Below are 13,405 nucleotides of genomic sequence, written 5' to 3' on the forward strand. Positions count from 1 at the left end.
CATAATCCTTATTTCCAACCTTCAACAGTCCACTTGTTGAAGCAAGGTGAGTTAACGATGTCAGACTTTGATTTTTGACGAGTATTAAGTCGCTTTGATGAACGCCAGTTCCATCTGCAGCTCCTTATCCTATTCCTTTCTCAATCCACTATATAAGAAAAAATTCCAATCGGGTGATTGGAATTTTTGTATGTCATCTTACAGCAATCCGCGTTCACGATACCAGACATCTGGCGTCCAGACCCATTTGCTACCGTAGCTTTCTAATAAATCAAATGCGGCTTGTGGTCCCATGCTTCCTGCTGGATAGTAGTGGAGAGGGACTTGGTTGTCTTGCCAGATTCGGATGACCTGATCGATAAATTGCCAGCTGGCCTTGACCTCTTCCCAATGACTGAAGTTGGTGGAATCACCATGTAAGACATCAAAGAAGAGCTTTTCGTAGGCTTCTGGTGAATTGCCAAGAGCTGTTGCATTGTGGCGGAAGTCTAATTTTGCAGGTGTAAGGGCAAAGTGAGATCCGACTTCTTTTCCATTGATAGATAGTGAGAAACCTTCCGTTGGCTGAATGTAAATGGTTAAGATATTTTTTTCTGCTTGCTGTCCAAAAATATCATGTGCCTGTTTGAAGACAATGGTAATCCGTGTCCCTTTTTCGGTCAAGCGTTTGCCTGTACGGAAGAAGAATGGCACATCTCGAAATGTATCTGTATCGACAAAGAAAACACCACTTGCAAAGGTTTCTGTCTGAGAATTTGCTGCGATATTTGGCTCTTCTAAATAGCTTATATAGTCTTTGCCGTCAATATGCCCAGCCGTGTATTGCCCCCTGATGAAATTGCGTTTAATTTCCTCATCTGTCTGTTGTTTCAGATATTGGAAAACCTTGATTTTCTCTGCTCGTACATCGGCTTCCTGAAAGCTAGCGGGCTTATCCATAGCAAGTAGTGATAGAACTTGCAGAGCATGGTTTTGAATCATGTCTTTCAAGGCGCCTGAATGGTCATAATACCCTCCACGGTCCTCAACACCAATCGATTCTGCGAAGTTGATTTGTACGGATTCGATATAATTGCGATTCCAAATGTGTTCAAAAATGATATTAGCAAAGCGAACAGCAAAGATATTTTGGACCATTTCCTTGCCAAGGTAGTGGTCAATGCGGTAGATTTGTTCTTCTTCAAAGGTTTCTGCCAATTCCTGATTGAGTTTTTCTGCCGTCTCTAGGCTTGTCCCGAATGGTTTTTCAATGATTAAGCGCTCAAAGCCTTTTCCGTCAACAATTTGTTCGGATTTCAAATGTTTGGCAATAGTTCCGAAAAATTCAGGGGCCATAGAGAGGAAGAAGACTTTGTTATGCTCAGTTTGGTATTTTGCGCCCAATTCTTCCTGTAATTGTTTCAGGGCGATGTAGTGTTCAGTATCATTGACATCGTGGCTCTGGTAGTAGAAATGACTGGCGAATTCATGTGCCTGACGCGTATTGTCTGGTAAATCTCCGAGCGATTCAATGACAATTTGTTCAAAATAGTCCTTGGTCCAAGGACGGCGTGCTGTACCAATGACCGCAAAATGTTGCCCAATATGTCCAGCCTTATATAATCGAAACAGTGAGGGATAGAGTTTGCGTTTGGCAAGATCTCCACTCGCTCCAAAAATAGTAAATAATACGTGTGATGACATAAGTAAGTTCCAATCTGTAGAATTTATTAATTAGTATATCATAAATTGTCTGAAAATTCACCTAATACTCGTTAAAAATCAAAGAGAAAAAAGCCGAGCTTGAGCCCGGACTTGTATTTCCCACTTTTCATCGTTTTTATTATGAAAGCTCATTAGAAATGGCTATTTTAGAGAGATTTTTTCTGCTAAAAGATACGGTAAACATAAGGATTTTTCGGTTGCTTAATCTTGACACATTCTGTTAGTTCAAGCGTTGGAAGAGCTTGCTGAAGGGAACTATGATAGGAAAGTTGAATGATTCCCTTAGCTGCAACCCAGGTATTGTCTTGAAATTGGGTGTCTTGGCCAGTTGACAGGAGCCCGTAGACACCGGAGTCAGCAATACAATGGATAATCCCAAATCGGAAGAGAAATTGTTGGTTGGCATTATCAGGGTCATTGTAGACAAAGCCTACCATTTCAATTGTTTTGCCAACAAATTCATTCGGATAATCATAGATAGCTTCCATGACTTCCATGTAATTTTCGCTGGTTACACGAATGGTTTCTTGACTCAGATACCGCTCAGCCACCTTACGCATTTCAGCTTGGTAACTGGACTTGGTGAAATAAGCAGAGGTATCGGGCTTCAAGTATTGAACAGTTGTTCCTTCTTGTTCTTGTATGGCAGCATTATTTCCTGCTGCGAGAGGAAAATGGTAGCCCTTAGCAGCTACTGTTGTCGAATCTAAGTGAACTGTTGGAAAGCCCCAAGCAACAAGAAGTGGAATCAGCAGCAGGCCGATACTGGTTAACTTAGCGATTTTTGTAGAAAGATGGCTATGCGTTTCCATTTGCTTCATCCAAATATAGAGCTGGACAAGGGCTAGGACAAAGGTTAATACCATGGAGAGATAGGCCAAATAAGAATAGTGGAGATTGATATACTGATCCAATTTTCCAGAAATGTAGAGATAGAGAGTCATTTCAAAATAACCCGCTAGAATTAAGAAACGAACCATACTAAATACCTCCTAGCACAAGACAATACAAGACGATAACAACCGAGATAATGCTGATAAATTGCAGAATAAAGGATGTCTTAAAGGAATGCTTCATCATGATGAGATTTTTAATGTCAATCATGGGGCCGATAACGAGAAAGGCCATGACAGGAGCAAAACCAAAGGTCGCAAGCAATGAAGAACCGATAAAGGCATCGGCTTCTGAGCAGAGCGATAGTAAAAAGGCAAGCAACATCATCAAGAGAATAGCCGTTATTGGATTGTGGCCGATTTTGGTCAAGATACTGGTTGGAATGTAAACTTGCACAAGACTGGCGAATAGGCAACCAAAAATCAGATAGCGACCGGTATCGAAAAATTCATCAATACTCTGTACCAAGGCTTGACCAACTTTTTTCCAACCTGTTAGATGGGAAAAGTGATGTTCATGCAGGGGTATCGCAGTCTCTTTTACAATCGAATCTGTCCGTATAAAACCGAGAAATAGCCCCAAAACCAGTGCTACAAGGATGGAACCAAGGGCACGATAGAGGGCAAATTTGATCGAATTTCCAAAGGCAGTAAAAGTGGCAAATAAGACAATGGGGTTGATAACGGGCGCTGTTGCCAAAAAGGGAATAGCTGTATAAGTAGGAACTTTTTTTTCCAGTAATCGATTGACAATGGGGACAATGCCACATTCACAAGAAGGAAAAATAAAGCCGATAAAGGTTCCGAATAAAATTCTCAAAAAACGATTTTGAGGTAAGGCCTGATGAACACGGTCTGGTGTTACATAGACCTCGATAAAACCTGAAATCAAGGAACCAATGAGAACAAAAGGCAGAGCCTCGATGACAATAGAAAGAAAAATCGCTCCTGCTTGTAAGACAGAAGCTGGTAAGTTTTGTAATCCCAACATCAGGCGAACCTACTTTTCTGCAGATTTCTGGTCTTTTGTTTCTTTTGGGGGTTTGGGGTCTGGAAATTCCACTTTTTCGAGTGCGTCAAAAGAAGCAAATTCTTCTAACATTTTTTCTAAATCATCTTGTCGCTTGTATGTAACAGCCATGAAATACCTCCAAATAATGCTTGTTTGATAATGATAAGTCTATTATACTCTTTCTTCTGGAAAAATGCAGAATTTAGCCATTTTTAAAAGTTGAAAAGCAGGTGTTTCGTTTCGGGTTCTGGCTCAAATCATGGTATAATAACAGTATGAAAGATAGAATGAATGACTTAGTAAATCAGCTGAATCAATATGCAGATGCTTACTACCGATTAGACCGTCCAGTTGTCTCAGATGCTGAATATGATCAGCTCTATCGCGAATTGGTGGAGCTAGAGGAAGCACATCCTGATCTGGTCTTGCCAAACAGTCCTAGTCATCGTGTGGGTGGGAAACTCTTAGACGGTTTTAGCAAATACCAGCACGAATACCCTTTGTACAGCTTACAAGACGCCTTTTCCTTTGAAGAATTGGAAACCTTTGACCGCCGTATTCGTAAGGAATTTCCAAATGCAACCTATATTTGTGAATTAAAAATTGATGGCTTATCGATTTCGCTGACCTATGAGGCTGGTCAGTTGGTTGTAGGAGCTACTCGTGGAGATGGCAATATCGGTGAAAATATCACAGAAAATCTCAAACGAGTACAGGATATTCCCCTAACATTACCAGAAGACCTTGATATAACTGTCCGTGGCGAATGCTATATGCCCAAGGCTTCGTTTGATCGCATCAATCAGATTCGTCAAGAAGCTGGAGAAGTAGAATTTGCCAATCCACGAAATGCAGCAGCAGGGACCTTGCGCCAATTGGATACCAGAATCGTAGCTAAACGTGGTCTTGCGACCTTTTTATACCAAGAAGCCAGTCCGACAGAAGCAGATAGTCAGTCCCATGTTCTTGATAAATTGACCAAGCTAGGTTTTGTAACCAATCAGGATTACCATTTGGCAGAGACGATTCAAGATGTCTGGGACTTTATCCAAGACTTGGCTAGTCGGAGAGAGACCTTGCCCTATGACATTGACGGTGTTGTGATTAAGGTCAATAATCTGACTATTCAAGATGAATTAGGCTTTACGATTAAGGCACCGCGCTGGGCAATTGCCTATAAATTTCCTGCTGAAGAAAAAGAAGCAGAGATTCTATCGGTGGACTGGACAGTCGGTCGGACGGGCGTTGTAACCCCGACGGCTAATTTGACACCTGTTCAATTGGCAGGGACTACTGTGAGTCGTGCGACCTTGCACAATGTGGATTACATTGCTGAAAAAGATATTCGCCTGCATGATACGGTCATTGTCTATAAAGCGGGGGATATTATTCCAGCGGTTTTATCGGTTGTGGAAGCAAAGCGAGATCAGCAAGAACCCCTGATCATTCCAAGAGACTGTCCGAGTTGCCAGGGTGAGTTGAGGCACTATGAGGACGAGGTTGCTCTCCGTTGCATCAATCCACTTTGTCCTGCCCAGTTAAAAAGTAAATTAGAGCATTTTGCCAGTCGTGATGCCATGAATATTGCAGGGCTTGGCAGTTCGATTGTAGAAAAACTCTTTTCTGCCAATCTAGTCCATGATGTGGCAGATATTTACCGCCTATCTGTTGAGGATTTATTGACCTTAGAAGGCTTTAAAGAGAAGTCGGCCACAAAACTGCATCAAGCGATTCAGGCTTCAAAGACCCATTCGGCAGAGCGACTTTTGTTTGGCTTAGGCATTCGTCATGTCGGCAGCAAGGCTAGTAAGATCTTATTAGAAACCTTTACCTCGATTCCCAATCTTGCCAAAGCTGATTTGGAGGAGATTGCAACACTTGAAGGAATAGGAGCTGTTATTGCCCAGTCTGTAACGAGTTATTTTGCAAGCGAAGGGGCTAAGGTCTTAGTAGCAGAATTGGAACTGCTAGGAGTCAATCTTACCTACCTTGGTCACAGTCTTGCAACAGATGCTCTCTTATCTGGTATGACCATTGTCTTGACTGGAAAATTAGAGCGCCTCAAGCGGAGCGAGGCCAAGGCTAAACTGGAGAGTTTGGGAGCGACTGTTACAGGATCTGTCTCGAAAAAAACAGATCTTGTAGTAGCAGGTAGTGATGCAGGCAGTAAATTAACAAAGGCACAAGAATTGGGCATTGAGGTAAAAGACGAGGCCTGGTTAGAAAGTCTATAGGTGCATATATGGAACAAAGAAAACGAGCGCGATTGATTTATAATCCTGTTTCCGGTCAGGAAATTATGAAGAAAAATGTAGCAGAAGTACTGCACATTTTAGAAGGTTTTGGCTATGAAACCTCTGCTTTTCAAACAAGTCCTGAACAAGATTCAGCGAAAAATGAAGCGACCAGAGCAGCTGAAGCAGGTTTTGACTTGGTGATTGCTGCTGGCGGAGATGGAACGATTAACGAAGTGGTGAATGGGCTTGCCTTTCTCCCCAAACGTCCGCAGATGGCCATTATTCCAACTGGCACAACCAATGATTACGCAAGGGCCCTAAAAATTCCTAGGGGAAATCCAGTTGAGGCAGCAAAGGTTATTGGGAAGCAACAGACGATTTTAATGGACATTGGTCTTGCGAAAAATCAACAGTCTGGAGACAATTATTTTATCAATATTGCCGCTGCAGGGACCTTGACAGAATTAACCTATAGCGTTCCGAGCCAACTCAAGACAATTTTTGGTTACCTCGCCTATGTGGTAAAGGGAGCAGAATTACTCCCACAAGTTCAGTTTACTCCTGTTCGTGTAGCCTATGACGAAGGCGTTTTTGAAGGAAAAATCTCTATGATTTTTGTCGCCTTAACCAATTCGATTGGCGGTTTTGAGCAGATTGTGCCGGATGCTAAGTTGGATGATGGTATGTTTACCTTGATTATGGTAAAGACAGGCAATCTCTTTGAGATTCTGCACTTGATTCGTCTCGTTATTGACGGAGGAAAGCATGTTGACAGCGATAAGATTGAATACATCAAGACCCGTCAGCTAACGATTGAATCCTTGGATAGCGACAATCGCATGATGTTAAATCTCGATGGTGAATATGGAGGGGATGCTCCAGTTGAGCTGATTAATCTGGCAAATCATATTGAATTTTTCGCTGATACAGACAAGGTGGCAGATGAGGCTATTACCCTTGATACAGATGAACTAAATCGAGAAGATATGACCAAACGCTTTATTGCGGAAACAGATCAATTAGATGAAAGCATATAAATAGGAAGAAAAGATAAATTGTCTTTTCTTTTTTTACAAGCGAACAATAGAAAACGCTTTCAAATACTGTCTTTTCTTGACAAAAGCATTTTTTAGGAGTATCCTATCATGGTATAAAAATTTAAAAGGAGAATTAAAAATGGATGTATCTGCATTAGCTTTAGGTGTTGCCTGTTTAGGTGTTAGTGTTGGTGAGGGATTACTGGTTGCAAGCTATCTTAGTTCAACAGCACGTCAACCTGAATTACAAAGCAAACTAATGACAGGAGTATTCATGGGCGTAGCCTTCATTGAGGGTACTTTCTTCGTAACCCTTGCGATGACATTGTTCTTGCGTGGATAAGGAATACCTCAGAATCATTAGAAAGGGGGAGTAATCGTGGAAGGAACTGCAGCTCCAACAATTACTCTAGGTCCTGTAACCTTTGATGTAACCATGGTCATTGTTACAATGGTTACGATTACCATTATATTTTTACTTGTATTTTGGGCCAGTCGCAGCATGACGTTGAAGCCAAAGGGCAAGCAAAATGTATTGGAATACGTCTATGAGTTGACAATCAATTTTACAAAAGGAAATTTGGGTGATATCGAGTCAAAGAGATATGCTCTTTACTTCTTTACACTCTTTCTATTTCTCTTGCTAGCAAATAATTTAGGACTGATGACAAAATTAGAATCATCAGAGGGTGTGAATTTCTGGACTTCTCCAACCTCTAATATGGCTTATGACTTTGGTTTGGCCATTATGGCAGTTGTTTTCTGTCACGTAGAAGGGATTCGTCGCCAAGGGTTTAAAAATTATTTAAAAGCTTTTGTAACCCCTTGGGCAATGGCTCCGATGAATATTTTGGAAGAAGTGACGAACGTAGCTTCTCTTGCACTTCGTTTGTACGGAAATATCTTTGCCGGTGAAATTTTGGTAACCCTATTGGTACAGATGTCACAAAAAAGTGCGTTTGCTTATCCCATTGCCTTCCTATTGAATGTCATCTGGACTGGTTTTTCGGTCTTTATTTCCTGCTTACAAGCCTATGTGTTTGTGATGCTGGTTTCGATGTATTTAAATAAGAAAATTCAAGGTGAAGGTGAATAGGAAAGGATGTAGGTATTCATGATTACAGGACTAAGTATAAATAGTACCATGCTTGGTAATTTTATTCTGGTTACGGCTTCTTTTGCCGTATTGATTGTGGCAATTCGCCTCTTCGCATGGGATAAAATTACAGGTATTTTTGAAGAACGTGCTGCGAAAATTTCAGGAGATATTGATGCAGCAGAAGAAAAATTAGCAGAAGCCTCAGATCTTGTTCAACAACGAGAACAGGAGTTGGCACAAGGCCGTGTAGAAGGACAAAAGATTGTTCAAGATGCTGTTGACCGTGCAAAGCTAGAGAAAAAACGCATTTTGGAACAAGCTGAAGTGGAGATCGAAGCCTTGAAAAAGAAAGCCGATTTGGAAATTGAAGCTGAGAAGCGAGAAGCTCAGGAGAAATTGCACATTCAAGTTGCCGATTTGGCAGTTGATTTGGCGAGCAAAATTATCTTAGAGGATTTGGATCAGCAAGCGCATAGCGAATTGATTAGTCGCTATATTGATAGGCTAGGAGAAGAATAATGAATGCTAGAGAAACTGCCTTGGTGCAAAAATATGCTCAATCATTCGTTGATAAGGTATATGATCGCGAGGATGTCTGGACGATTTATGACCAAATCTCGGCTATTCTCACGGTTATTCAAGATAGTAAATTAAATCGAATTCTCTTATCTGCAACGGTTTCTCATGCTGAAAAGGCTGAATTTGTTCATGCGATTCGCCAATCAACCTACCGAGAAGTCAATGACATGATTGAAGCTGTAGCGCGTGACGGTCATGCTGATTTGCTCGTTGAAACGCTAGAAGCAGCCCTGCGGTTGATCAGCAAGAGCAAGCAAGAGTTTGATGCCCATATTGTATCTGTCTATCCATTGACAGAGGAACAAAAAGAAAAGGTGCGTCATCTGGTAGAAAATCGTTTTTCGTTGAAAGTTCGTCATATTATAGAAGAAATTGACAGAGAAGTTTTGGGTGGCTTTATCGTAACAGTCAACCACAAGGTTATCGATGCCAGTGTGCGGACGCAATTGAAAGAAATTCGAAATAGACTTTAGAAAATAGAAAGTGGTGTTCTTTTGGTGATTAATGCACAAGAAATTAGCGCTTTACTAAAACAACAAATTGAAGGGTTTCAGCCCGATTTTGACTATACAGAGACGGGAGTTGTAACTTATATTGGTGACGGGATTGCCCGTGCTCACGGATTGGATAATGCCATGAGTGGAGAGCTTCTGATTTTTGAAAATGGTACAATCGGAATGGCTCAAAATCTGGAAACGGTCGATGTAGGGATTATCATCTTGGGACCTTTCACCGATATTCGGGAAGGTTCGGTTGTTCGCCGTACTGGAAAAATCATGGAAGTACCAGTTGGTCAAGCCTTGATTGGACGTGTGGTGAATCCACTTGGACAGCCTGTTGATGGACTCGGTGAAATTCGGACTACTAAGACAAGACCGATTGAGTATCCAGCACCAGGTGTGATGCAGCGGAAATCCGTTAACCAGCCCCTTCAAACAGGCTTAAAGGCAATTGATGCCCTCGTGCCAATTGGTCGTGGTCAGCGTGAGTTGATTATCGGAGACCGACAAACAGGGAAAACCTCGATTGCCATTGATGCAATTTTGAATCAAAAAGATCAAGATATGATTTGTATCTATGTGGCAATTGGGCAAAAAGAATCGACAGTCCGTACTCAGGTTGAAACACTTCGTCAATATGGAGCGCTTGATTACACGATTGTGGTAACGGCTTCAGCTTCTCAACCGTCTCCATTGCTTTTCTTGGCGCCGTATGCTGGCGTTGCAATGGCAGAAGAATTCATGTATGAAGGCAAACATGTCTTGGTTGTTTACGATGATTTATCAAAACAAGCGGTTGCCTACCGTGAATTATCCCTACTTCTTCGCCGTCCACCAGGTCGGGAAGCCTATCCAGGGGATGTCTTTTATCTACACAGTCGCTTGTTAGAGCGCTCTGCTAAGGTGTCAGATGAACTAGGCGGTGGATCGATTACTGCCTTACCATTTATTGAAACGCAGGCGGGAGATATCTCAGCCTATATCGCAACCAACGTTATTTCAATCACGGACGGCCAAATTTTCTTGAAAGATGATTTGTTCAATTCAGGAATTCGTCCTGCGATTGATGCGGGTTCATCGGTATCCCGTGTTGGTGGTTCTGCCCAAATTAAGGCGATGAAAAAAGTAGCAGGTACACTTCGGATTGACCTTGCTTCTTACCGTGAATTAGAAGCCTTTACTCAATTTGGTTCAGATTTGGATGCTGCGACCCAAGCGAAATTAAATCGTGGACGTCGAACAGTGGAAGTGCTGAAGCAACCACTTCATAAACCATTACCAGTTGAGAAACAAGTTCTTATTCTTTATGCCTTGACAAATGGCTTCTTAGACTCAGTACCGATCGATGATATTTTGGCTTTCGAAGAAGAACTCTATGCCTACTTTGACTTGCACCATGACGGTCTTTTGGATACCATTCGGGTTACAAAAGATTTGCCAGATACAGATGTATTAAATGCTGCTATTCAGGAATTTAAAGACCAGTCTGTCTTTCAGTAAAGGAGAAGTGTTATGGCAGGTTCTCTCAATGAAATAAAAACAAAAATTGCCTCTACAAAGAAAACCAGTCAAATCACAGGTGCAATGCAGATGGTATCGGCTGCCAAGCTAGCTAAATCAGAGCAATTGGCAAAGTCCTTTCAGATTTATGCTAGCAAGGTTCGGAAAATTACGACAGACTTGCTCCGTGGTGAATTGATGGAAGGTTCGACCAACCCTATGTTGATTCGTCGGCCAATCCAAAAATCAGGCTATATTGTAATTACCTCTGATAGTGGTTTGAAAGGGAGCTACAATGCGATGATTCTCAAGGCTGTTATGGAAATGATTGAACAGGACCATACTAGCAAGGATGAGTATGAAATCATTGCCATCGGTGGTATGGGAGCGGATTTCTTTCGAGCAAGAGGCATTCAACCAATCTTCGAATTGCGTGGCTTAGCGGACAATCCAAGTTTTGATGATGTTCAGAAAATCATTTCAAAATCTGTTGAGATGTATAAAAACGAGATTTTTGATGAATTGTATGTCTGCTACAACCACCATATAAATAGTTTGAGTCGTCAAGTGCGCGTGCAACAGATGTTACCAGTCGAAGATTTAGACCACAATGAAGCAGACGGCTATACGGCTACCTTTGAACTGGAACCAAGTAGGGATGCGCTTTTGGGACAACTCTTGACACAATATGCAGAATCAACGATATATGGTGCGATTTTAGACGCTAAAACGGCTGAGAATGCTGCAGGTATGGTAGCTATGCAGACAGCAACAGATAATGCTAAGAGTGTGATTGATGAATTGACCATTCGTTACAATCGGGCGCGTCAGGCAGCAATTACACAGGAAATTACAGAAATCGTAGCAGGAGCAAGCGCTCTTGACTAGATGATTCGAGAGCAGTTAGTATTTTTCAGCTTTCTCAAAGAGTAGAATAAAGGATTAAACGCTCTCATATCTTGTTGAATTGAATTCGAGCTAAGCACTGTGTGAAAAAGATAAATCTTCCTAGAGTTTTCTAACTCTTCGTCAGATTTCCTATTTTCGCTGTGTGCTTTAAACGCTCTCATATCTTGTTGAATTGAATTCGAGCTAAGCACTGTGTGAAAAAGATAAATCTTCCTAGAGTTTTCTAACTCTTCGTCAGATTTCCTATTTTCGCTGTGTGCTTTAAACGCTCTCATATCTTGTTGAATTGAATTCGAGCTAAGCACTGTGTGAAAAAGATAAATCTTCCTAGAGTTTTCTAACTCTTCGTCAGATTTCCTATTTTCACTGTGTGCTTTAAACGCTCTCATATCTTAATAAATTGAACACGGACTAAGAGCTGTGTAAAAAAGATAGATTTCCTTGTGTTCATCGGACACATCGTCAATCTCCTATTTTTACTGTGCTCTTTACGTCCTTTGTATCTTGTATAAAGGAGAAAAAATGAGTTCAGGCAAAATTACTCAGGTTGTTGGGCCGGTTGTCGATGTGGCATTTTCGGCTGATGATAAGCTTCCTGAGATTAACAACGCACTTGTCGTTTATAAGAACGATGAATCAAAACAAAAAGTCGTGCTTGAGGTTGCATTGGAGCTAGGCGATGGTGTTGTTCGAACCATTGCTATGGAATCAACAGATGGCTTGACTCGTGGAATGGAAGTTCTCGACACTGGACATCCCATTTCTGTCCCTGTTGGGAAGGAAACGCTTGGTCGTGTCTTTAACGTTCTAGGTGATACGATTGACTTGGAGACGCCATTTGACGAGACAGTAGAACGTCATCCGATTCATAAAAAAGCTCCGACATTTGATGAATTATCAACTGCAACAGAGATTTTGGAAACAGGTATTAAAGTTATTGACCTCCTAGCTCCTTATTTGAAGGGGGGGAAAGTCGGTCTCTTTGGTGGTGCCGGTGTTGGTAAAACGGTTCTTATCCAAGAATTGATTCACAATATCGCTCAAGAACACGGTGGTATTTCAGTATTTACTGGTGTTGGTGAGCGGACTCGTGAAGGGAATGACCTCTACTGGGAAATGAAAGAATCAGGTGTTATTGAAAAAACAGCCATGGTGTTTGGACAGATGAATGAACCACCAGGTGCTCGTATGCGGGTTGCCTTGACTGGCTTGACGATTGCAGAATACTTCCGTGATGTTGAAGGTCAGGATGTGCTATTATTCATCGATAATATCTTCCGTTTCACGCAAGCAGGTTCAGAAGTCTCTGCCCTCTTGGGTCGGATGCCGTCAGCTGTAGGATATCAACCAACCCTAGCAACTGAAATGGGACAATTGCAGGAGCGGATTACCTCAACTAAAAAAGGTTCTGTAACATCTATCCAAGCGATTTATGTTCCAGCAGATGACTACACTGACCCAGCACCAGCAACAGCCTTTGCACACTTGGATTCAACCACCAACTTGGAGCGGAAATTGACACAGTTGGGAATTTATCCAGCCGTGGATCCTCTCGCCTCTAGTTCACGTGCCTTGGCACCTGAAGTCGTTGGAGAAGAGCATTATGCGGTCGCTATGGAAGTAAAACGCGTCTTGCAACGCTATCAAGAGTTACAAGATATTATTGCTATCTTGGGAATGGATGAATTGTCTGATGATGAAAAGACCTTGGTTGGTCGTGCTCGTCGCATTCAATTCTTCTTATCACAAAACTTTAATGTTGCAGAGCAATTCACCGGTATGCCAGGTTCATACGTACCAGTTGCTGAAACAGTACGTGGATTTAAAGAAATCTTGGACGGTAAGCATGATACATTACCAGAAGACGCCTTCCGTAATGTTGGTTCAATTGATGATGTGATTGCAAAAGCAGCCAAGATGAGATTTTAGAGGTGT

At 41.8% G+C, this 13,405-nt stretch carries 13 protein-coding genes; 9 read left to right on the forward strand and 4 right to left on the reverse strand.

The features are described from left to right. Nucleotides 1–198: 198 nt before the first annotated feature. From zwf to A4H00_RS12025, 4 genes are all read right to left on the reverse strand, one after another. Complete coding sequence (zwf, locus tag A4H00_RS07815) at nt 199–1,683, reverse strand: glucose-6-phosphate dehydrogenase (RefSeq protein WP_067089025.1); 1,485 nt, start codon at nt 1,681–1,683, stop codon at nt 199–201. 185 nt (nt 1,684–1,868) lie between these two features. Continuing rightward, nucleotides 1,869–2,684 (reverse strand): TIGR03943 family putative permease subunit, encoded by an 816-nt coding sequence (locus tag A4H00_RS07820; RefSeq protein WP_067089029.1) that lies wholly within the window; start codon nt 2,682–2,684, stop codon nt 1,869–1,871. A gap of 1 nt (nt 2,685) precedes the next feature. Next, complete coding sequence (locus A4H00_RS07825) at nt 2,686–3,588, reverse strand: permease (protein ID WP_067089032.1); 903 nt, start codon at nt 3,586–3,588, stop codon at nt 2,686–2,688. Between the two features lie 9 nt (nt 3,589–3,597). Further along, nucleotides 3,598–3,738, reverse strand: a complete 141-nt coding sequence (locus A4H00_RS12025; RefSeq protein ID WP_167541358.1) for an SPJ_0845 family protein — start codon at nt 3,736–3,738, stop codon at nt 3,598–3,600. A gap of 146 nt (nt 3,739–3,884) precedes the next feature. On the opposite strand from A4H00_RS12025, the gene ligA reads away from it, so the two are divergent. The 9 genes from ligA (at nt 3,885) to atpD (ending at nt 13,399) form a co-directional block, all read left to right on the forward strand. After that, nucleotides 3,885–5,843 carry an NAD-dependent DNA ligase LigA gene (ligA, locus tag A4H00_RS07830; protein WP_067089036.1) on the forward strand — a complete coding sequence of 653 codons (1,959 nt, stop codon included), beginning with the start codon at nt 3,885–3,887 and terminating at the stop codon, nt 5,841–5,843. An 8-nt stretch (nt 5,844–5,851) separates the two neighbouring features. Continuing rightward, the gene (locus tag A4H00_RS07835; protein ID WP_067089038.1) at nt 5,852–6,883 is read left to right on the forward strand and encodes a diacylglycerol kinase family lipid kinase; all 1,032 of its coding nucleotides are present in this window, start codon (nt 5,852–5,854) and stop codon (nt 6,881–6,883) included. Nucleotides 6,884–7,022: 139 nt separating this feature from the next. Next, nucleotides 7,023–7,226: a F0F1 ATP synthase subunit C gene (locus A4H00_RS07840; RefSeq protein WP_067089042.1), complete on the forward strand. Its 204-nt coding sequence runs from the start codon at nt 7,023–7,025 to the stop codon at nt 7,224–7,226. Between the two features lie 36 nt (nt 7,227–7,262). Continuing rightward, entirely contained in the window at nt 7,263–7,979 is a 717-nt protein-coding gene (atpB, locus tag A4H00_RS07845; protein ID WP_067089046.1) for a F0F1 ATP synthase subunit A, read from the forward strand. Between the two features lie 18 nt (nt 7,980–7,997). Then, nucleotides 7,998–8,501, forward strand: coding sequence for a F0F1 ATP synthase subunit B (gene atpF / locus A4H00_RS07850; protein WP_067089050.1), 504 nt, complete (start codon nt 7,998–8,000; stop codon nt 8,499–8,501). Next, the gene (locus A4H00_RS07855) at nt 8,501–9,034 is read left to right on the forward strand and encodes a F0F1 ATP synthase subunit delta (RefSeq protein WP_067089053.1); all 534 of its coding nucleotides are present in this window, start codon (nt 8,501–8,503) and stop codon (nt 9,032–9,034) included. Before atpF ends, A4H00_RS07855 begins: the two co-directional genes overlap by 1 nt. Before the next feature lie 21 nt (nt 9,035–9,055). After that, nucleotides 9,056–10,561 (forward strand): F0F1 ATP synthase subunit alpha, encoded by a 1,506-nt coding sequence (gene atpA, locus A4H00_RS07860; RefSeq protein ID WP_067089057.1) that lies wholly within the window; start codon nt 9,056–9,058, stop codon nt 10,559–10,561. 12 nt (nt 10,562–10,573) lie between these two features. Continuing rightward, complete coding sequence (locus A4H00_RS07865) at nt 10,574–11,449, forward strand: F0F1 ATP synthase subunit gamma (RefSeq protein ID WP_067089061.1); 876 nt, start codon at nt 10,574–10,576, stop codon at nt 11,447–11,449. Nucleotides 11,450–11,992: 543 nt separating this feature from the next. After that, a complete protein-coding gene (gene atpD / locus A4H00_RS07875; RefSeq protein WP_067089069.1) occupies nt 11,993–13,399 on the forward strand; it encodes a F0F1 ATP synthase subunit beta in 1,407 nt (468 codons plus the stop codon). The last annotated feature ends 6 nt before the right edge of the window (nt 13,400–13,405 follow it).

The sequence above is a fragment of the Streptococcus marmotae genome, from assembly GCF_001623565.1.
GTDB lineage: Bacteria > Bacillota > Bacilli > Lactobacillales > Streptococcaceae > Streptococcus > Streptococcus marmotae.